Origin of the sequence: Desulfosediminicola ganghwensis, assembly GCF_005116675.2 — a bacterium.
Taxonomy (GTDB): domain Bacteria; phylum Desulfobacterota; class Desulfobulbia; order Desulfobulbales; family Desulfocapsaceae; genus Desulfopila; species Desulfopila ganghwensis.
The window spans coordinates 3366188-3386337 of sequence record NZ_CP050699.1 but is presented as its reverse complement, the minus strand read 5'-3'; the positions used below and the strand labels follow the sequence as shown (position 1 = coordinate 3386337).

General features: G+C 47.5%; 20 protein-coding genes. 11 read left to right on the top strand and 9 right to left on the bottom strand.

All coding sequences use genetic code 11. The features are described from left to right. Positions 1-6: 6 nt before the first annotated feature. The 5 genes from proB to FCL45_RS14345 all read right to left on the bottom strand — a co-directional run bounded on the left by proB (position 7) and on the right by FCL45_RS14345 (position 3859). Complete coding sequence (gene proB / locus FCL45_RS14365) at positions 7-1164, bottom strand: glutamate 5-kinase (RefSeq protein ID WP_136795797.1); 1158 nt, start codon at positions 1162-1164, stop codon at positions 7-9. A 97-nt stretch (positions 1165-1261) separates the two neighbouring features. Next, entirely contained in the window at positions 1262-2281 is a 1020-nt protein-coding gene (gene obgE / locus FCL45_RS14360) for a GTPase ObgE (RefSeq protein ID WP_136796008.1), read from the bottom strand. Between the two features lie 184 nt (positions 2282-2465). Beyond that, positions 2466-2723 carry a 50S ribosomal protein L27 gene (rpmA, locus tag FCL45_RS14355; protein WP_136795798.1) on the bottom strand — a complete coding sequence of 86 codons (258 nt, stop codon included), beginning with the start codon at positions 2721-2723 and terminating at the stop codon, positions 2466-2468. Between the two features lie 86 nt (positions 2724-2809). Next, a complete protein-coding gene (gene rplU / locus FCL45_RS14350; protein WP_136795799.1) occupies positions 2810-3121 on the bottom strand; it encodes a 50S ribosomal protein L21 in 312 nt (103 codons plus the stop codon). 291 nt (positions 3122-3412) lie between these two features. After that, positions 3413-3859, bottom strand: coding sequence for an AP2 domain-containing protein (locus tag FCL45_RS14345; protein ID WP_136795800.1), 447 nt, complete (start codon positions 3857-3859; stop codon positions 3413-3415). A gap of 283 nt (positions 3860-4142) precedes the next feature. On the opposite strand from FCL45_RS14345, the gene FCL45_RS14340 reads away from it, so the two are divergent. From FCL45_RS14340 to dusB, 9 genes are all read left to right on the top strand, one after another. Next, positions 4143-4532 (top strand): MazG nucleotide pyrophosphohydrolase domain-containing protein, encoded by a 390-nt coding sequence (locus FCL45_RS14340; protein ID WP_136795801.1) that lies wholly within the window; start codon positions 4143-4145, stop codon positions 4530-4532. Between the two features lie 214 nt (positions 4533-4746). Then, positions 4747-5190 carry a 30S ribosomal protein S6 gene (rpsF, locus tag FCL45_RS14335; protein WP_136795802.1) on the top strand — a complete coding sequence of 148 codons (444 nt, stop codon included), beginning with the start codon at positions 4747-4749 and terminating at the stop codon, positions 5188-5190. Between the two features lie 40 nt (positions 5191-5230). Continuing rightward, positions 5231-5473 carry a 30S ribosomal protein S18 gene (gene rpsR / locus FCL45_RS14330; RefSeq protein ID WP_136795803.1) on the top strand — a complete coding sequence of 81 codons (243 nt, stop codon included), beginning with the start codon at positions 5231-5233 and terminating at the stop codon, positions 5471-5473. A gap of 25 nt (positions 5474-5498) precedes the next feature. Next, on the top strand, positions 5499-6482 hold the full coding sequence (locus tag FCL45_RS14325; protein WP_167495652.1) for a DUF2232 domain-containing protein: 984 nt from the start codon (positions 5499-5501) through the stop codon (positions 6480-6482). 57 nt (positions 6483-6539) lie between these two features. Next, positions 6540-6995 carry a 50S ribosomal protein L9 gene (gene rplI / locus FCL45_RS14320; protein ID WP_136795805.1) on the top strand — a complete coding sequence of 152 codons (456 nt, stop codon included), beginning with the start codon at positions 6540-6542 and terminating at the stop codon, positions 6993-6995. A gap of 187 nt (positions 6996-7182) precedes the next feature. Beyond that, complete coding sequence (gene dnaB / locus FCL45_RS14315; RefSeq protein ID WP_136796009.1) at positions 7183-8565, top strand: replicative DNA helicase; 1383 nt, start codon at positions 7183-7185, stop codon at positions 8563-8565. Positions 8566-8644: 79 nt separating this feature from the next. Beyond that, on the top strand, positions 8645-11137 hold the full coding sequence (gene leuS / locus FCL45_RS14310; RefSeq protein ID WP_136795806.1) for a leucine--tRNA ligase: 2493 nt from the start codon (positions 8645-8647) through the stop codon (positions 11135-11137). 113 nt (positions 11138-11250) lie between these two features. After that, positions 11251-11784, top strand: coding sequence for an LPS assembly lipoprotein LptE (gene lptE, locus FCL45_RS14305; RefSeq protein WP_228721509.1), 534 nt, complete (start codon positions 11251-11253; stop codon positions 11782-11784). Between the two features lie 152 nt (positions 11785-11936). Further along, positions 11937-12872 carry a tRNA dihydrouridine synthase DusB gene (gene dusB, locus FCL45_RS14300; protein WP_136795808.1) on the top strand — a complete coding sequence of 312 codons (936 nt, stop codon included), beginning with the start codon at positions 11937-11939 and terminating at the stop codon, positions 12870-12872. Between the two features lie 130 nt (positions 12873-13002). Here the strand turns inward: dusB and FCL45_RS14295 are convergent, their stop codons facing one another. Further along, positions 13003-14526 (bottom strand): leucyl aminopeptidase, encoded by a 1524-nt coding sequence (locus tag FCL45_RS14295; RefSeq protein WP_136795809.1) that lies wholly within the window; start codon positions 14524-14526, stop codon positions 13003-13005. Between the two features lie 184 nt (positions 14527-14710). Between FCL45_RS14295 and FCL45_RS14290 the strand changes: the two genes are divergently transcribed. After that, positions 14711-15766 carry a hemolysin family protein gene (locus tag FCL45_RS14290; RefSeq protein WP_136795810.1) on the top strand — a complete coding sequence of 352 codons (1056 nt, stop codon included), beginning with the start codon at positions 14711-14713 and terminating at the stop codon, positions 15764-15766. 148 nt (positions 15767-15914) lie between these two features. Here FCL45_RS14290 and FCL45_RS14285 read toward each other — a convergent pair whose 3' ends face one another. Next, positions 15915-17027, bottom strand: a complete 1113-nt coding sequence (locus FCL45_RS14285) for a S1C family serine protease (RefSeq protein WP_136795811.1) — start codon at positions 17025-17027, stop codon at positions 15915-15917. 52 nt (positions 17028-17079) lie between these two features. After that, positions 17080-18462 (bottom strand): magnesium transporter, encoded by a 1383-nt coding sequence (gene mgtE, locus FCL45_RS14280; protein WP_136795812.1) that lies wholly within the window; start codon positions 18460-18462, stop codon positions 17080-17082. 170 nt (positions 18463-18632) lie between these two features. On the opposite strand from mgtE, the gene FCL45_RS14275 reads away from it, so the two are divergent. Beyond that, complete coding sequence (locus FCL45_RS14275) at positions 18633-19853, top strand: tetratricopeptide repeat protein (protein ID WP_136795813.1); 1221 nt, start codon at positions 18633-18635, stop codon at positions 19851-19853. Positions 19854-19899: 46 nt separating this feature from the next. On the opposite strand, the gene FCL45_RS14270 is transcribed toward FCL45_RS14275, so the two are convergent. Beyond that, complete coding sequence (locus tag FCL45_RS14270; protein WP_167495653.1) at positions 19900-20100, bottom strand: DUF2065 domain-containing protein; 201 nt, start codon at positions 20098-20100, stop codon at positions 19900-19902. Positions 20101-20150 lie beyond the last annotated feature (50 nt).

Below are 20150 nucleotides of genomic sequence, written 5' to 3'. Positions count from 1 at the left end.
AACACACTACAGCAGCACAAGATTATCGCGATGCATCACTTCTTCACTGTCTTTGAAGCCGAGTAATTCTGCAATCATGTGACTTTGAACACCCTGTATTTTGGCAATATCTGCAGATGAATAGTTAATGAGGCCAACCGCGAAAACGTCACCATTTTGATCACAACATTCTACAGAATCTCCAACGCCGAAATCACCGATAACCTGATTTATTCCTGAAGGAAGCAAACTCTTTCCATTTTTACTCAATGCATAACATGCACCCTGGTCGAGAATCAATTTTCCTTTCGGTTTCAAAACATAGGCAATCCAGTGTTTTCTACTCGGCAACTTCGATGCACTTGGGAAAAAGAAGGTGCCTATCAACTCACCGGAGAAAAGTTGCTTGAGTATATCCGGTTCCCGGCCGGGGCCGATAAACGAACTTCCCCCTGCAGCGGATACCATCTTTGCAGCCCTGATTTTACTCTGCATTCCACCTGTTCCGAGAGCACTCTTCACGTTGCCGGCCATCGCTTCGATTTCAGGGGTCACCTCAGCGACCGTATAGATAGGTTTGGCTTTGGGGTCATTATGGGGGTTACCATTATAGAGCCCGACTACATCGGTGAGACAGATAAACATATCAGCCTCGATGAGATTCGAGACCAACGCGCCCAGGGTATCATTATCACCAAAACGAAGCTCCTCGACTGATACCGTATCGTTTTCGTTGATAATTGGTATTACGCCGAACTTGAAGAGAGTCTTCAGGGTGTTTCGAACGTTAAGATATCGGTTTCTGTGGGAAAGATCTGAGTGGGTGAGGAGGAGCTGAGCTATTTTCTGACCATGCTTGGCAAAAGCTTCATCATAGACGTGCATCAGCACAGATTGTCCGATTGAGGCCAGAGCCTGCTTCTCGGGAATGGAAAGTTCACCACCGGGAACAAACGAGATTTTTTTTCTTCCGGCTGCAACAGCACCAGAAGAAACAAGGATCACTTCTCTGCCGCTATTGCGCAGAAAAGCTATCTCCCTGGCTATATTATCTATCACATCATAATTCATGCCATTCTCATTGGTGAGAATGGCACTTCCAACCTTGATTACAACTCTGCGCGCTTTATCAAACAGCGTCTGACGATAATACAACCCGTCTTCGCGGCTCATCTGGATAGTCATGACCCCTGCAGCCCTCCTGGTCGCTCGTAATTACTGCCCACACTCCACACATAAACATTGGCCCACAAAAAACTCTCTTGAGAAAAAATCTATCAGATCACTCCTCTGAGTTCTCCTGCGCCGTTCTCTTCTGCTGCTCAAGCGTATCCAGAATCAACTCTTTGAGATCATCCAGCCCCTGACCAGTTTCTGCTGAAATCACAATGGCCTTCATACCGAGTTCGAGAAACTCCTGGCGCATCTCTTCAGCCATATCTGCATCAACAAGGTCAACTTTATTGAGAACAACAAATCTGGTTCTTCCGGCCAATTCTTCCTTGTATGAGTGAAGCTCGTCATCAATTACTTGATAATTCTTACGATAGTCATCATCGGAACAATCAATGACGTGCAGTAATATGCTGGTGCGCTCAACGTGTCGCAGGAATTTATGACCAAGACCAACACCTTGATGCGCGCCTTCGATTAAACCTGGAATATCTGCAACGATACAGGGCTCATAATAACTATGACACACAACACCGAGCTGCGGCTCCAGGGTTGTGAACGGGTAATCGGCGATCTTTGGATTAGCAGCGGATATCTTGGAGAGCAAGGTGGATTTACCTGCATTCGGCAATCCAACAAGACCAACATCAGCTATCAGTTTCAATTCGATTTTAAGCCAACGTTCTTCACCGGGAATACCCTTGGTGGCATAACGCGGAGTACGGTTAGCGCCACTTGCAAAGTGGCTGTTACCCATACCGCCATCGCCTCCCTTGGCTGCAAGAAATGTATCTCCGTCATCAGCAAGGTCAATGATGACCTCATCTGTCTCGGCATCCTTGATAATAGAACCCACGGGGACATTAATGATACAGTCTTTACCCTTGGCACCGTAGCAGTCCTTGCCCATGCCATGCGTTCCACGCTCTGCCTTAAAATGAGACTTATACCTAAAGTCAAGAAGGGAAGTGAGAGTGTTTGTCGCCTGAATAATCACACTGCCGCCGCGACCACCATCACCACCATCAGGCCCCCCCTTGGGGACAAACTTCTCACGCCTGAAGCTGACACAGCCATTGCCGCCATCACCAGCTTTTACGAAAAATTTCGTTTCATCAACAAAAGCCATATCTTTTGTTCTCACTACCTTTACTTGAATAATCTTTCTGTGCATTCGCTATACGCAACTTAACGATGCATCAGGAGGCAAAAAAAAACTCGACCTTCATCTATCAATGGAGGTCGAGTCTTTCAATCTGTATCTCGCATCTCGTAGTGAGATGCCAGCTACGCGACTGTCTTGTCAGGTGACGTTATACGGCAGGATAAACGCTTACACGCTTCTTATCTTTACCGAATTCCTCAAATGTTACAACACCGTCAACCTTGGCAAAAAGAGTGTAGTCACGACCACAGCCTACGTTGGTTCCCGGGTGAATCTTGGTGCCAAGCTGACGAACAATAATGCTACCAGCCTTCACTGCTTCACCACCGAATCTTTTTACTCCACGTCTCTGACCTGCACTGTCACGTCCGTTTCTCGAACTACCACCAGCTTTCTTATGTGCCATCGTCTTACTCCTTCCTCCGGCTGTTCAGATCTCACCGCGCCGGATATTCATCTCATTCAGTTCAGCCTGTTCTTAGAAAATTACAATCAGGCTTTGATTTCCTCAATCTGCAGTGCAGTGTAGGACTGTCTGTGTCCTTTCTTGAGGCGATAGCCTTTACGACGCTTTTTCTTGAAAACAATTACTTTTTTAGCCTTACCCTGCTCGGCGATCTTGGCAACTACCTGAGCGTTGTCGAGCTGAGGCTTGCCAATTTTGACTTCCTCGCCTTCAACAACCATCAGTACGTCTTCAAGGGCTACGGTATCACCAATTGCGCCTTCGAGTTTTTCAACACGAATGTTATCGCCGCAAGCTACCTGATACTGTTTACCGCCGGTGCGAACTATTGCATACATTATATAAACCTCTTTACATGGAAACTTCGTTGACTCACTATTCTCAAACGCTGCAATGTATAAATCCGAAAACGACAAATAAAAATATTTTTCCAATAAATTGTCAACCTCTTTTTGCCTGCTAGAGCAAAAATCGGATAGTATCAACTTCAATTATATCTTTTATTGGCCTAACTGGAACACAATTATGATAAGTACGATGATACAGCATGACAGGCATTTTTTTCAAATGTCGCTCCGGCCACCTCATTGAGAATGAACTGGCCGGAGGTTTGCAACGACTGATTTGAGTCACATCGTGTATTCGAGCCGAGCTCGTTCTTTTTCCTGGCGAATGGCACAAGCCTTTGCAAAGGCGGCCTTCTTGCCATGTTTTCTGATAGAAACCGAAGTCTTGCCCTGCTTACCCTGATGGGTAACCCAGCTCACCTCATATCTATTCAGTTTTTCATTCAGACGCACACCAACCACACCCGTACTGGAATTTGAGACAGTAACCATATGTTTGTTGGTACGAATCTTGCCCAACTTTTTTTCAATTTTGTCCCGCCATGAAATTGCAGACAACAAACTTGAATAGCGACCGCCACATTTCTTATCAGAAAAGAATTTCGAATGTGTTTTCCCCAGAAAACGAACCCTTACATACCAGCCATGGGTACGCTTGGACTCCTGATCAATGCGTGCTATGTCCTTATGCTTTTCCAATAGAAACTTCTGTTTTTTGTCTTCTTCCATCTAATTCCTCTTCTTCATTAAACCTTCAAGAGATCTCCCCGCAAAAGTAATGACAGTCCACCCCAGTGTCGGTTACGCTATTGCCTCGATCGCAACCTGGCTGCCTTGAAACCTTGCGGTAAACTCGAACGCCTTTCAAGGAAAGCTACTTAGTTGGTCAGGGACTTAATGTCAACTTTTTTTTAACAATGTGTTATTAATAAAACTTCAATGTTATTTAGGGGTTTCTTGATATATTCTCGCCAAACCCGGACAAATATTGCAACTTCAACAATATACTACAATGTCAGACAATCAATCTAATTTTTTACGACTGGTGGATACAATAAGGGAACTTCGCTCTGAAAACGGCTGCCCATGGGACAAACGTCAAACAACCTCCTCCATGGTAAAATACCTGCACAGTGAGTTTGATGAACTTGTCGAGGCAATCGACAAAAAGGACACCGAAAATATTTGCGAGGAAATCGGCGACCTGCTCTTTATCCTTGTCATGATTTCTGAGATCAATTCAGAGAGTGGCAAATTCACTCTCGACCAAGTGATAAATGGCATCACGGAAAAACTCGTCCGCCGTCATCCGCATGTTTTTGCAGGGGTGGAGATTACGGATGAAGATGAATTAAAAGAACAATGGCGCAAGATAAAGGCTGAAGAAAAGTCTAAAAAATAAATTTGACACTTCTAGCCTATAAAAGTAATATAGGCAGTTTTGACAGACGGGCAAGATGTACTTAACATGCCTATTTGTTGTATACTGAAAACCGTATGACCTTATACATATTTTTAGGGCCATACACCTCTTCGCTCTCTGCACTGAAGTACAGTAGGCGAGGGCCGCAATCCGGGCATAATGCCCAAATCCATGAGTCCACGAGGAGGAACACATGCGAAGGTATGAACTGATCCTTATCCTTCGCCCTAGCCTGGGTGAAGCTGAGATCACAACCGTAATTGACTACACCACCAAAATCATTTCTGACGAGAACGGTACCATTATCGATCTCAACAAATGGGGAATGAAAAAGCTGGCGTATCCAATCAAGAAAGAGCTCCAGGGATATTATGTCTTCTGTGAGTACGCCGGAACTCCTGCAGCTGTAGCAGAGATCGAACGTAAGTACCGCATTGACGATGCTGTGCTCAAGTACCTTACTATCAAAACTGCAGAAAGCATGACTGACGAAGAGATCCAGGCCGCCATCGGCGAGACTGAAGCTCGTAAGGCCGCCGCTGCTAAAGAAGCTGAGGAAGCCGCAGAGGCTGAAGCTGGAACTGAAGCTGAGACAGCTGAAGCATCCGAGACTGAAGAACCAGCTGCCCAAGAATAAGCAGCCGCTCTAAATTCGTTACAAAACAGGAGATTCTACGATGGCACGACCACAAAAGAAATTTTTCTCTCGTAAAAAAGTCTGCAGATTCTGCGCAGACAAAGAGTTGGAAATCAACTATAAAGACGTTAAAACTCTGCGGAGCTTTGTGACCGAGCGTGGTAAAATTATACCTCGCCGTATCCTCGGTACCTGTGCGACCCATCAGCGTCAGCTCTGCGAAGCAATTAAGCAGGCACGTCACATCGCACTTCTGCCATACTCTGGTTCTTCTCAGGGGTAATTAGTAGATTAAGGGATTCAGTACGGTGGACCAGACAAACCATCAGCCGGATATTAAGCGTATTTTCGGCAACATAGCACTTATTTTTGTTGCTGTTATCTTGCCCGGGCTAGAGTGGTCTCTGTTTGGTTGGGTGCAACTTTTCCTGCCGATTCTGGTTTTCGTTTTCCTGATCAAATACGGCACCTTCATTGGTGGTCGATATATCTTGGCAGGAGCGGGACTTGGAGTCCTGGTAGGACTGTTTACGCAACCCTTTGACGTTCTGCTGTTTTCTCTTGCGCTGATTCCTGCCGGCTATGTTCTGGCGAAATCTGCGCTACGAGGAGATTCTCCCGCGATGTCAGGTCTCAAGTGCGCTGCTACTCTAGGGGCATGCTGGGGACTTTTAATCGCAGGGGTAGGAGCGGTAACGGGCAATTCTCCTTACATCGCAATTCAGACTACCCTGAGTTCGGGGATAGACAGCGTTGTAAAAGAATATAGCCAAAACGAGCAAGTTGGCGCAGACACAGCTATAATGCTTGAGGCGACATTGGAGCAGATGAAGGTGATCATACCGATCATTTTACCTGCTATCTTCCTCAGCTTTGCTATGTTTTCCACCTGGTTTACCATGGTGCTCGGCAACAGACTGGTACATAAATATACCGGTCGGCAGGTTTGGCCCCGTTATAGATTTTGGCAATTGCCGGATAAATTGATCTGGCTCGGTATACTCAGCGCGTTCATGGCGTTCTTACCCCTGGGTATCATTAAAGGGGTCGCTGTCAATATCTTGATATTGCTCAGCGTGCTGTACTGCATGCAAGGCTTTGCAGTATGTGTTTTTTACATGAACAAGTGGAATGTACCGATCCTGTTACGATCATTTATCTACGTGATGATAGTATTACAGTCCCTTGGGACGATAGTGCTGCTCATGGTTGGCGTTGCCGATACCTGGCTGAATCTCCGTAAACTGAACGTCCCTGATACAGAGTCCAAAGAGGATTCACAAGACGAATAAAATCTGTTCACAGCATAATCAGAACTGATTTTACATACACACTACAAGGAGTTAAAAATGGAACTCATCTTAAAGGAAACCATCAGCTCGATTGGTCAAGAGGGTGATGTCGTTACCGTCAAGCCCGGTTACGGCCGCAACTACCTCCTGCCCCAGGGCAAAGCGGTTCTCGCCACCAAAGAGAACCTCGAAGTTCTCGAGCAGAACAAGGCGGAAATAGCAGCACGTCTGGCTGAGGAGCGTAAGGTAGCAGAGGCTCTCGCCAAGAAGATTGCTGGTCGCGAGATCGTAATCGAGCAGCTTGCCGGTGAAGACGAGCGTCTCTTCGGTTCAGTAACCAATGCCGATATCTGCGCTAAACTTGCAGAAATGGGTGTTGTCATCGACAAGAAACAGATCGTACTTCCCGATCCGATCAAAACTCTTGGCGAAAACTCTGTCACGGTCAAGGTTGGCTTTCAGCTGGTAACCGAGGTTACCGTTAAGGTTGTGCGCGCATCCAGCGAAGCATAATCCTGCCGATACGCCGGGTGACTGCTCGAACAGTTTCAGCAGAACATACCGTGTACCGCCGGCCGCAATGCAATAGAGTGTCCGGCTGTGTACAGCTATGACGAAACACACCATACAGGCTTGGCCTGCATGGTGTGTTTTTCTTTTAAGCTGTTAAAATTTAACATCTTTTAATGGCCACATGACTATGAATGAATTCGCGCCTCCACCGCAACAATCCTCTATTTCGAAGAGAGTGCCGCCTCAGAATCTTGAGGCTGAGCAATCCGTTCTTGGATCGATCCTGCTCAAGGACAAATCCTTTGGTACCGTCCTCGAAATTCTCAAATCCGATGACTTTTATCGGGAAGCACACAGGATCATTTACGAGGCGATGATTGACCTTTTTGAGGCCAATGAGCCACAGGATCTGTTGACCATCAGCAACCTGCTCAATGACCGCAATCAGTTAGAACAGGTTGGAGGTGCCGCCTACCTGGCAACGCTTACCTCTATCGTTCCCGTCACAGCCAACATTGCCACCTACGCCAAAATCGTTCGCCAGAAATCCATCCTCAGGCGTTTGATTGAAGTCAACACCGATATTGCCTCCCGCTGCTATGAGGAGCAGGGAGAGATAGATCTTCTTGTTGACCAGGCGGAGCAGGCGATTTTTGAAATTGCCGGTTCCAAGAGCGGCCAGAAATTTACTCCTGTTAAGCAGATTGTTCCCGATGCCTTTGCCGCAATCGAACAACTTTTCAAGCGCAAGGAGCTTATTACCGGTGTTCCAACTGGCTACCCCACGCTCGACAAAATGACCGCCGGCCTTCAACCCTCCGACCTCATTATCCTGGCGGCCCGCCCTTCTATGGGTAAGACTTCTTTTGCAATGAATATTGCTCAGAGCGCTGCGATTGAAGAAAAAATTGGTGTTGCTGTATTCAGTCTCGAGATGTCCAAGGAACAGTTGGTAATGCGTTTGCTGAGTTCCGTAGGCCGAGTTGATTCCCAGAGAATGCGAACCGGTAAACTTCATGATGAAGATTGGCCAAAGCTCACACGTGCAGTGGGTATGCTCTCGGAAGCACCACTGTATATTGATGATCAACCAGCTATTTCGGTTCTTGAAATGCGTGCTAAAGTTCGCCGACTTGCTGCGCAATATGACATTGGCCTCATAGTCGTAGATTATCTTCAGCTGATGCGAGGCAGGGATTCCACAGAAAACCGAACCCAGGAAATCAGTGAGATTTCTCGATCTTTGAAAGCGCTCGCCAAAGAACATAACATTCCTGTCATTGCCCTTTCCCAGCTGAACAGATCTCTTGAGAGTCGTACCGATAAACGGCCGATGATGAGTGATCTGCGTGAGTCCGGTGCAATCGAACAGGACGCCGATATCATCACCTTTATTTATCGTGATGAAGTGTATAACAAGGCGGAAGACAACCCAAATCGCGGTATTGCCGAGATCATTATCGGTAAGCAGCGTAACGGTCCGACAGGAACAGTCAAGTTGCATTTCAATAATACTATTACCAGATTTGAAAACTTGATAAATGACGAGGAATCTGATTATCAGAGCTAATATAATCTGATGGCTGTCACTGATAATGACACGCAATACGGTAGCACCTTACATTCCATATCCCTATCGAGGAAGAATTATGATCAGTAGTCAGACTAAAAGCAATAGATATGACTTCAAAGCCATTGAGGAGAAATGGCAGCAGAGTTGGGCGGAATCAGAGAAGTACAAGGCTGAAGAGGACGACAGCAAGGAAAAATATTACGTACTTGAGATGTTCCCCTACCCTTCCGGCCGAATTCACATGGGCCATGTTCGCAATTACTCGATAGGTGATGTTGTCGCCAGATACAAGCGCATGAAAGGTTACAATGTGCTCCATCCGATGGGTTGGGATGCCTTCGGTTTACCTGCAGAAAACGCTGCCCAGAAAAACAACAGCCATCCTGCCGCCTGGACCTATTCGAACATCGATTACATGCGTAATCAGCTGCAGCAGCTCGGCCTCTCGTACGATTGGGGTCGCGAAATCGCAACCTGCAACGCCAAATACTACAAATGGGAGCAGATCCTTTTCATTGAGATGTACAAGAGAGGGATTATCTACCAGAAGACCACCACCGTCAACTGGTGTGACAACTGCCAGACCGTCCTCGCCAACGAGCAGGTAATTGACGGTCTCTGCTGGCGCTGCGACCAGGCGATTAAGCCTCGCAAGATGAATGGCTGGTTCTTCAAGATCACTGACTACGCAGAAGAACTCCTGGCTGACCTTGACCAACTGACCGGTTGGCCCGAAAAAGTTCTGACCATGCAACGAAACTGGATCGGCAAATCCACCGGTCTCGCCTGCGACTTCCAGGTTGATGGTATGGATGAGAAGATATCAATCTTCACCACCAGACCAGACACCATCTTCGGCGTTACCTTTATGTCGGTGGCGGCAGAACACCCGCTGGTAGATACACTTATTTCAGGCGCTGACAATGAACAGGAAATCCGTGATTTTATCGTTGAAATCCTGGAAGAAAAACAGCAGCAAACTCCAGAAGACGAGCAGGTCAAAAAAGGTATTTTCACCGGCAAGTACTGCATCAACCCGTACAACGGAGAGAAAGTCCCTGTATTTATAGCCAACTTCGTCCTGATCGAGTACGGCACGGGTGCGGTGATGGCTGTTCCTGCCCATGACGAGCGTGACTTTGAGTTTGCCCGTAAATATGATCTGCCCATCAAACCGGTCGTTATTCCTGAAGGTGAGACCCTCGATCCCGCAACCATGGAGAACGCTTCCACCGTTGGCGGTACTCTGGTGAATTCCGGTCAGTTCGATGGCGTCGAGTCTGAAGAGGCCAAGAAAAAAGTTATAGATTATGCTGTGCAAAACGGTTTCGGTTCGCCGCACATCACCTACCGTCTGCGTGACTGGGGTGTCTCCCGTCAACGTTACTGGGGTGCTCCGATCCCAATGATCCACTGTGACAGTTGCGGCATCGTGCCGGTCCCCGACGAGGAACTGCCGGTAATGCTGCCTGAAGATAAAGATGAAACCGGTGCAAGCTGCAGACCCCTGCACCAGCGTCCATCCTTCATCGAGACCAGCTGCCCCACTTGCGGGGCCAAGGCACGGCGCGAGACAGATACCATGGATACCTTCGTGGAATCTTCCTGGTACTTCGCTCGCTACACCTGCCCGGCTTTTACCGATGCCCCGCTCGACAAGGAGAAAGCGTCACACTGGCTGCCGGTAGATCAGTATATTGGCGGAGTTGAACACGCCATCCTGCACCTGCTCTACTCCCGTTTTTTCACCAAAGTGCTTAGAGACCTCGGTTACCTGAACGTAGACGAGCCGTTTACCAACCTGCTTACCCAGGGCATGGTAATTAAAGACGGCGCCAAAATGTCTAAATCAAAAGGTAATGTGGTCGACCCACATGACCTCATTCAGGAGTATGGTGCCGACACAGTTCGTCTCTTCAGCCTCTTCGCCGCTCCGCCAGAGAAAGATCTGGAATGGAACTCCCAGGGCGTTGAAGGCTGCTCACGTTTTTTGAACAGGGTCTACAGGTTCATCACTTCCCGCCCTGAACTCAAGGAACAGCCTGCACTTCCCGCGGAGTTAAGTGACACCGGGCGTACCCTGCATCGCAAAACCCATCAGACCATTAAAAGGGTGAGTGAGAATATTGAGAACAACTTCCACTTCAACACCGCGATTAGTGGTGGTATGGAATTGTTCAACACCATGACGAGTGTCACCGATCCCGAAAAAGATGCCCAGGCTGAAGCCGGTACTGTTTTTCAGGCAGTTGAATCATTGTTGATTCTACTCTCACCAATGGTTCCTCATTTTTGCGCCGAGATGTGGCAGGAAATTGGCCACACCTCACTGGTTGATGACCAACCCTGGCCATCATATGATGCAGAAGCAGCCAAAGAGGATATGCTGACCATCGTCGTCCAGGTGAAAGGAAAAGTGAGATCCCGCCTTCAGGTACCTGCGGATATTGATGATGAGGCAATCAAAGAACTCGCCCTGTCTGATGCCAATGTTCAGCGATTCATCGATGGTCAGCAGGTGAAAAAGACTATTGTGGTCAAGAAGAAGCTTGTGAATATTGTCGTTTAAGACTAAGATTTTGTGGATTGCAGGTACAAAATAAGCACTGCAATCCACTGATTAATCATCCTTCTTTTACTCGAACATTTAAATCCAATACAGGGAGAACTTCGTTGAAAACAATGAGCCGATACGTTCCTCTTCTGGCGTTTGTCGCGTTGTTTATTGTCGCATGCGGTTATCGTAACCCATATGTTTACAATGGTCCCCAAAAAGTAATCTATCTCAAGACCTGGGAAAATCGTACCAGTGAGCTCGGCCTTGACAACGATATTTACCAGGCGCTTGTTCGCTGGTTTCAAAAATCCGGTTCAATAAAAATCTCTAAGAATCAGGAAGGTGCAGACCTCATTCTTGCCGGTGAGATCGTCTCCATTGATCTGCCCACCCTTTCCTACGGTTCAGGCAACGACGCAACGGAGGTCAAGGTTCGTTTAAAGACCAGATATGTGATGAAAGATATCGGCTCGGAAACTATTGTCCTTGAGCAGCCCGGAGAGGTCTGGACTCAGGATTACCTGATTGGTGACTCAGCTGAAAGCAATCGTTCCAACCGAGAGAAAGCTCTGGATATCATCGTCGATGACCTGGCTCAGAAGATTTATCAAAGAGCGTTGGTGCAATTACCTAAACTGGAGATCGCACAGCAACAGTAGTTCATTGCTCTTCTTTTGTTTTAACAGAGGCCTGATGCCAGCCATTTTTTTAAACAGCATGGCGACATCAGGTTTTTTGTTTCTTATACTAACTCTATGTTAGTTCACTTCCTGCCTTGAGCAGGATACCTGAATTTTATACCGCTTTTACAATGCTCAGTATCGACCATCTGCATTTTTCCACCCCATTTGTGCTGGCCCCACTAGCCGGATACACCGATCTTCCTTTCCGCCTGCTCTGCAAAGAATTTGGCGCAGGTTATTGCGTTTCTGAAATGATCAGTTGCCATGGACTCGCCTTCAGGCAGGAAAAAACGATCTCCATGATGCAATCCGTTCAAGCCGAACAGCCTGTAGCCTTTCAGCTTTTTGGCGCTGAACCCGATGTTATGGGAGAGGCTGCCGGCATCATGAGTGAGTATAATCCCGACATGATAGATATCAATATGGGATGCCCAGTCAAGAAGGTAACCAAGCGCGGCGCCGGTGCAGCCCTTATGACCACGGTTGATACTGCCGAACAGATTATTCTGAAGGTCAGGGCCAACTGCAAGGTGCCAGTCACTGTTAAATTTCGATCCGGCCCCACCGCCAGCAACCAGAATGCTGTCGAATTTGCCAGAATGGCTGAAGGGTCCGGAGCTTCTGCACTGATCATCCATGGCAGAACCTGGGCCCAGGGTTTTACAGGCCTTGCTGACAGGACCATGATCACCAGGGTGAAGGCAGCTGTCTCTATCCCGGTCATTGGTAACGGTGATATCGAAACGTATCAGGACGGCATTGATATGATGGCCGAGACCGGCTGCGATGGTGTTATGGTCGGTCGGGGAGCACTCGGCAACCCCTGGGTGTTTTCTGAGAAGGGCCGACCAGTCAACGAACGTGCGATTCTAGAGGGAGCCCAAAGACACATGGAGCTTATGGAACAGTTCCTGCCGGTTGAACGAATGATCGGCTGCATTAAAAACCATCTTGGCAGATATTTTAAAGGTCTGCCTGGCAGTTCTAAAATGAGAAAAGCAATATACGACTGCCCAAGCTTCGAAAATCTGAAGGTTTTAATGGACACGTCTTTATCGAGATAGTTGAACCTCTTACTTCAAAAAGGGTAAGAAGTAAGAGGTTAAAAACACTTCTCAGCTCTCAAAATGAGACGTAGTATCACCAGATAGAAGATGCCCCAACTCTTTTTCAGGCGGGGCACGTAATCCTCTATTACTTCTTACAGATAAACTCAGTCAGAGTCCGAACTGCGATACCAGATGGCCCTTTGGGAATATAACTCTTTTCTGTAAAGTCCCATGCGGTTCCGGCTATATCCAGGTGAGCCCAGGGAGTGTCCCCTACGAAGTTTTTCAGATATGCAGCGGCGGTAATAGTTCCGGCATCACGCCCTCCGGTATTTTTAATATCGGCCACGTCAGACTCTATCTGCTTTTCATACTCCTTGGTCAGCGGCAGACGCCACAGTGGCTCGGAACAGGTCTGGCCAGCATCGATCAACCCATCAACCAGTTGATCATCATTTCCCAGAACACCGCTATGATGATGGCCGAGACCTATAATCACCGCACCGGTGAGAGTGGCCACATCAATTACGCAATCGGGCTCATACTTCTCTATGCCGTATGCAAGCGCGTCGCCCAGAATTATCCTTCCCTCGGCATCTGTGTTGACAATCTCAGCGGTTACATCGTTGTAATGGCGAATCACATCACCCGGCTTGAGTGCCGAGCTGCCACTCATATTGTCTGTTGCCGGGATAAGCGCTATCACATGCACATCCGGTTTGAGATCTGCTATGGCCTGCATGGTGGCAAGAACTGCAGCACCGCCACACATATCCATCTTCATGTTCTGCATACCTGCTGCAGGTTTTAAACTCACGCCACCTGAATCAAAGGTAAGCCCCTTGCCGACCAACATCACTGACTTTTTCTTTTTTGCCGGGGAATACTCAAGTATGACAAGCTTCGGCGGTTCAGCCGAGCCCTGATTCACAGCCAGAATTCCGCGCAAACCGAGCTTTTTCATTTTTGGCTTGTCAATAATCCTGCAAGTCAGTTCTTTTTCTTCCGCGAGTTTCAAAGCGTAATCAGCGAAATCTGTGGCTGTCCAGCTATTTCCCGGCTCATTGGCCATATTCCTGGCACTATGCACCGCATGCGCAATGGATATTGCCTTGGCCACACTTTTACGAACCTTGCCTGCCTGGGTGTCTACGCATACTGTAATCTCAGAAATACCCTCAAAGGTTGGAGTATCCGGGTCTTCCTTTTTATATTTTTTGAAACGATAGTCGCCAAGCACGACTCCCTCAACCAAATGATGTGCCATTGCCGCCCGCTCCATGCCAACAATATCATCGCAAACAAGCTTCACATCCTTTACCTTGAGAGTCTCACAGGCTTTACTGATGGTGCCGCCGGCGCTTCGCACTGCTTCTATTCTGAGATGCTCCTCCTGGTCACTCAACTTGCCGAGACCGACTACCATCAGCCTGTCTGCCAACAAAGATCTCTTTTTATCTTTCACCTGGATCTGACTGGGATAAAGAATGACACGTTCATTTGCCCCAGCCTTGAAATCCTTCAACTCAAGTAAAGAATCGAGATATGGCAAAACAAGATCAGAGCACACTACTGCATCATCTTCACCTTGAATTGCAAAAAATATCAGCAAGCCACCTTTAATCAGGTTAATGTTTTTCTCAGAAACAGCGACCTTCGTCTTATGCATGGTAATTCCTGTTATGAATAGTTGAGTTTCGATTTTCTTTCTGGTATTTCACGAGATAATTCGTGAAACGAATCGTTTTAGTGCAAAGTATATTGTAAAGTAATACGAAGCTAATCACATGCAACTATTTGCCATCACAATTATTCCTATATTCCCTGTACGGATACATTAAGGAGTCCCAGCAGTGCTCAACACTCTTATAACTGCAGTATCTCTTGCCATCGTAATCTCGGCACTTTGTTCCATTTGCGAAGCAGTTCTCTATTCACTGTCTGCCAGCCAAGTGGAGATGCTCAAAAAATCAGGGCACAATTCAGCTAAACACCTGCAAAACCTGCGAGCCGATATTGATGAACCCATCACCGCCATACTCACCCTGAACACTATCGCCAATACGGTAGGCGCTGCAGTTGCCGGCGCTGCCGCCGCGAAATTATTCGGTGATCACAATGTTATCTGGTTTTCCGGTGTATTCACCCTTTCTATTCTCATTTTTTCAGAGATTTTACCTAAGACCATCGGTGTCACCTTTGCCTACCGACTTGCTCCTGTAATCGCTTATCCTCTCCGTTGGATGGTGATAGTGCTGAAACCAATTGTTTGGCTATGCCGCTCCATCACCAGGCTCATCCCTGGCCGTTCAGGCGAGGAACATATCTCCGCTGAAGAGTTGCGAACTATAGCGACCCTGTCTCGGGAATCAGGAGAAATCGAAGAGGATGAGGAAAAGGTAATCGCCAATATCCTGCAACTGAAATACAGGATGGTCCGTTACACAATGACCCCACGAACGGTTACCTTTGCACTCGATCAGAATATTTCTGTAGGTGAAGCTATGACTATGCTGAATCGGTTGAGCAGCCACAGTCGCATTCCTGCCTTTGAAGGGGAAATGAATAATGTAACCGGAATTGTCATGAGAAAGGACATCTTGCAGGCCATGGCTGAAGGCAAGGAGGAACTTCTTATCTCCCATTTTCTGCAACCAGCCTATTTTGTTCCCGAAACCGCACCGCTCAACAAAATTCTGGTCGATTTTTTCGACCGGCAACAACACCTGTTTGTGGTCGTTGATGAATACGGTTCAATGACCGGCATCATCTCCATGGAGGATGTAATTGAAGAGATTATGGGCAGAGAGATTATTGATGAGTCTGATAAGGCAAAAAACATGAGGGATCTTGCCAGAAGGCGCAACCTGCTCTCGCTGAAGCAAATGAATAACGGGACAAAAAAATAGCCTGCCTCAAAAGAAGCAGGCAACTGATAGAAAGCACCGCCTTTTGGGCCTGGCTCAAAAGGCGGTAGAAGGATTATCAGCACCTTTCAGCAGAGCGAGAGGTGCTGATCCCCCCAAATACTTACCCCCGATAAACGGCTATAAAAAATTAATTTATCGCCCCGAGCCTGATCGGCACGTCCACAGTACGACCATCCCGTACAACAGAGACCAGAACTTCATCCCCTACCTTGAAGTTCTCCAACTCATTACGAATTTCGTTATAACTTCGTACCCTGTTACCGGCTATTGCCACGATGATATCGCCAAGCACGAGATCACCGCGGTACTGTGTGGTTGGCCTGAGTCCTGCTTTATGAGCCGCCCCCCCCTCTTCCACATTGAGTATCAGGATACCTTCTATACCAAGCCGCCTGGCCACGCGCTCATCAGCAAGACTCGCCCCCAATCCTGGTTTGATAAGCCTCCCGTGGCGAATGATCTCAGGGATGACCCGGTTTACTTCATCCACAGGAACAGCGAACCCTATTCCTGCATACGCACCGGATGGGCTATAGATTGCAGTATTTACTCCAATCAGCCGACCGGCACTGTCCAATAGAGGACCACCGGAGTTACCGGGATTGATTGCAGCATCGGTCTGAATCACGCCCCGTATGGTTCTGCCGGTAATGGCATTTATCTCACGATCGAGGGCTGAAATGATACCTGAAGTAATTGTCTGATCCAGCCCAAATGGGTTGCCGATCGCAAAAACTTTCTGCCCCACAAGAAGATCGTCGGAGGTACCGATAGTGATGGGTCGCAGTGAATCCGCAGGAGCGGTGATCTGCAACACGGCAAGATCTTTATCTGGTGCAGCACCAACCAGGACGGCTTTCCAGGTAGACTGGTCAGCCATGGTCACCTGGATACGGCTGGCATCACTGATGACATGATAGTTGGTAACAATCCGTCCCTGGCTATCCCAGATGAACCCGCTCCCCGTTCCCCTCGGGATCTCGACCGCGTTCAGGGAAAACAGCCCCTGCCGCAGAGCAATACTTGTCACATAAACTACAGATGCGGAATTTGCTCGAAAGATATCAATGGTATTGAGTTCATCCGCTGCCAGATCCCCCCGGGCTGTTATTGCCCTGGGAATAGCATCAGGATCACGGAGTTTTCGTTCAAGGGGATTAAATATCAACCACAAGCCGATCGCGATGAGCAAAATCACCGCGATCGGGGATATTTTCCAACGAGTAGGCTTTGGTTGCATTTTCTAAATAAGGCAAGTGTGGATTGCTCTATGCTGCACCATCCATCCGGAGTTACAGACCAAGGAGAAATTTTGCGACATAGAAGTAAATCAAAACGCCGACGATATCGATTGAGGTTGTCACAAAAGGCCCGGTGGCAATGGCTGCGTCAACTTCAAACCTTTTCAGGACCAGCGGAATCAAGGTGCCTATGGTCGCTGCCATGGTCATACAGGAGAAAATGGAAATGCAGACAACAAGACCAAGCATCGGTGAGTCAGCAAAACCGAGAAATGCGACCACCCCGATAAAAAGACCATAAATAACACCGAGGATCATACCAACTCGCATTTCTTTCATCACCAGGTGGAGAAAGTCATTCAGGTTAACACGACCGGTGGCAATACCTCTTACTACGATAGTAGACGATTGAGTGGCGATATTTCCACCCATACCCATAACTATGGGAATGAACGATGCCAATGCCAACACTTTACTCAGCTCTTCTTCGAATGCCCCGATGATGATCATCGCCATTACCCCGCCGATCCAGGAGGCAAAGAGCCAGGGTGCACGAAGCATGGCGTTATCTTTAGTCGATTTGAGAAGAATCTCACGATCCTTACCGGCACCGGCCATCTGCAGGAATTCTTCTGTGGCTTCCTCGCGGATTACGTCAATGATATCGTCTACGGTTACAATACCGACCAGATTGTAATTTGAATCAACTACCGGTACAGCCAAGATATTATATTGGGAAACAACGTGGGCAACCTCTCCCTGATCGGTGTCTGTGGTTACCGATATCACATTGGGATTCATGATGTTTCTCAACTGCCTGTGCGGTGGATGCATGAGCAGCTCACGCAGGGAAACAACTCCGGCAAGCTTATCCTCTCCGTGGGTGATGTAGAGGTAAAACACCATCTCCTTTTCTTCGCTGCGCTTTTGAATCGAGGCAATTGCTTCACCAGCGCTCAACTCCTCATCAAGACACATGAAGTCAGTAGACATGAGTCCGCCGGCAGTTTCAGGGTGATACTGCAGCAGCTCTTCAACTTCTTCCCTGTCCTTCTTGGCCATGTGCTCACGAATGTCTTCCGCGACTTCGTCGGGCACAATTTCCAGCAGATCCACCGCGTCATCAGAAGGCATACTGGAAATAATATCAGCCATAAACTGAGGTGTGAGTTCCTGCACCAGGTCTACAACAAGGGCTGTATCAAGCTCACTGAGGAACTCTCCCACGGACTCTGTCTGGGCGACTATGTTAAATACCTTAGTTCGCTCCTCGTCGTTTAAATGGCGAAAAACCCATGCCATATCTGCGGGATGGGTTTTTGCAATGAGCCTCATCAGGTTGTCAGTGGCTCCTCTACGGCTCAATCTGCGAACCATATCGAGGATAACCTGTCCCTCATTGCCAATAAGTTCTCGTCTGCTTTTATCTTCCATATCTGCTACCGACATTCAGTGGAAGGAATCAAATCCTGCCTTGTTTTTCGATGAATACGAGGTATATTTCATCAACCCTGCATGTTATAACCAACCTGCACATTTGGTCAATTCATTTTAGCGATTTCATTATTCTATAACATATCCAGTTTTATCCAAATTTTCTGGTCATGCATAATACTCAAACACCTTCACAAGAAGAGTTGCATACTCGCTTCTCCGAAGCTTGCCAACTCCATCAGCAAGGCGATCTGGATGAGGCCAAAAGCATCTATTCAGAACTACTTGAATACATTCAGGCTCCATTACTTTATTACAATCTTGGCCTGGTCCATCACGCAGAGCAGGATTTCGAAATCGCTGTGAAATGCTTTGAAACAGCAGCCGAAGCGATGCCAGAAGACCCCGATTGCCTGTTTAATCTAGCTCTCTGCCTTAAAGAGTGCGACAGATTAGAGGATTCTGTAATAATTTACAATAAGGTTGTTTCGCTTGAACCGGAAAATAGTGACGCATATTACAACCTGGCATCGTCCCATCGGGAACTGAAGCAGTATGACCTGGCAATAAAGGCCTATCTTCGTGTGCTTGAGATAACCCCGAACCATAAGTCAACCATAAACAACCTGGCTTACGTATACCAACTCAGCGGCAATATCGAGGCTGCCGTTACGTTTTACAAGCGCCTTCTGGAGCTTGACCCTGAACATGAAGCTGCCCGCCATATGCTCGCGGCTGTTACCGGAACTACTCCCGACAACTCACCGGAGAGCTACGTGAGGGACGTCTTTGACAACTATTCAGAGCGGTATGAAGAAAGCCTTACCAAAGAGCTGAAATATAATGTACCACAGAAACTTCGTGATGCACTCTCTGCTCTTGACGATGCTCCAATGAGGTTTTTGCGTGGATTTGATCTTGGTTGTGGAACAGGCCTTGGTGCCGAACCATTTGCTGAACTTGTGCAGACCATCGACGGTGTCGATCTCTCTCCCAAGATGATAGACATTGCCTCCCAAAAAGGAATATATTCCGATCTCTTTACCAATAACATCTGTGACGCGCTACGCTCAGCCACGGCCGAGTATGATTTTCTGCTGGCAACAGATGTTTTCGCCTATGTAGGTGACTTGAGTGAACTGTTTGAACTGGCCAGTACGTGTTCCGGCCCAAATTGCTACTTCCTTTTTTCAACCGAGAGCACACAAACGGATAATTTTATTCTTCAGCCCACAGGAAGATTTGCCCACTCAGTCGAATATGTTCGTACCATTTGCGGGCGGCAAGGCTGGGAGTTGTGCCTTACCAAAGAAACTCACCTGAGGATGGATAAAGGCAAATGGATAAACGGGAACATCTGGATACTGAAAAAAAAGAACGTAATCGAATGATTCTGTTATCTTTATCAGCTCTATTTTCAAAACAAAATCCTCAGCGCTAGCTGAAAATTGGTGTTTTCTGGGCAACGAAGCAGATCAACAGGCCAATACCCATGGCGATGATACCAAACATTCTCAACTGAGACGGTTCTATGGTGCTGAGCTTTTCCAGCCACTCCCGCATCGCCTCAGGGGCCGCAACATATGGCAAACCTTCGAGAATCAACACCATGCCAATAAGTAATACAAAAAGTTTCATAGCCAGCTACCTATCAGAGTAATACAAAATGTTCAACAGTGAGCCGAAAT

Excerpts from the sequence above, each read along its gene's own strand:
- rplU (WP_136795799.1), bottom strand. The coding sequence starts at position 3,121 with ATGTATGCAATAGTTCGCACCGGCGGTAAACAGTATCAGGTAGCTTGC.
- rplI (WP_136795805.1), top strand. The coding sequence starts at position 6,540 with ATGGAACTCATCTTAAAGGAAACCATCAGCTCGATTGGTCAAGAGGGT.
- FCL45_RS14285 (WP_136795811.1), bottom strand. The coding sequence starts at position 17,027 with ATGCAACCAAAGCCTACTCGTTGGAAAATATCCCCGATCGCGGTGATT.
- rpsR (WP_136795803.1), top strand. The coding sequence starts at position 5,231 with ATGGCACGACCACAAAAGAAATTTTTCTCTCGTAAAAAAGTCTGCAGA.
- rpsF (WP_136795802.1), top strand. The coding sequence starts at position 4,747 with ATGCGAAGGTATGAACTGATCCTTATCCTTCGCCCTAGCCTGGGTGAA.
- FCL45_RS14340 (WP_136795801.1), top strand. The coding sequence starts at position 4,143 with ATGTCAGACAATCAATCTAATTTTTTACGACTGGTGGATACAATAAGG.
- mgtE (WP_136795812.1), bottom strand. The coding sequence starts at position 18,462 with ATGGAAGATAAAAGCAGACGAGAACTTATTGGCAATGAGGGACAGGTT.
- FCL45_RS14275 (WP_136795813.1), top strand. The coding sequence starts at position 18,633 with ATGCATAATACTCAAACACCTTCACAAGAAGAGTTGCATACTCGCTTC.
- obgE (WP_136796008.1), bottom strand. The coding sequence starts at position 2,281 with ATGGCTTTTGTTGATGAAACGAAATTTTTCGTAAAAGCTGGTGATGGC.
- proB (WP_136795797.1), bottom strand. The coding sequence starts at position 1,164 with ATGACTATCCAGATGAGCCGCGAAGACGGGTTGTATTATCGTCAGACG.
- FCL45_RS14270 (WP_167495653.1), bottom strand. The coding sequence starts at position 20,100 with ATGAAACTTTTTGTATTACTTATTGGCATGGTGTTGATTCTCGAAGGT.
- rpmA (WP_136795798.1), bottom strand. The coding sequence starts at position 2,723 with ATGGCACATAAGAAAGCTGGTGGTAGTTCGAGAAACGGACGTGACAGT.
- FCL45_RS14295 (WP_136795809.1), bottom strand. The coding sequence starts at position 14,526 with ATGCATAAGACGAAGGTCGCTGTTTCTGAGAAAAACATTAACCTGATT.
- leuS (WP_136795806.1), top strand. The coding sequence starts at position 8,645 with ATGATCAGTAGTCAGACTAAAAGCAATAGATATGACTTCAAAGCCATT.
- FCL45_RS14345 (WP_136795800.1), bottom strand. The coding sequence starts at position 3,859 with ATGGAAGAAGACAAAAAACAGAAGTTTCTATTGGAAAAGCATAAGGAC.
- lptE (WP_228721509.1), top strand. The coding sequence starts at position 11,251 with ATGAGCCGATACGTTCCTCTTCTGGCGTTTGTCGCGTTGTTTATTGTC.
- dnaB (WP_136796009.1), top strand. The coding sequence starts at position 7,183 with ATGAATGAATTCGCGCCTCCACCGCAACAATCCTCTATTTCGAAGAGA.
- dusB (WP_136795808.1), top strand. The coding sequence starts at position 11,937 with ATGCTCAGTATCGACCATCTGCATTTTTCCACCCCATTTGTGCTGGCC.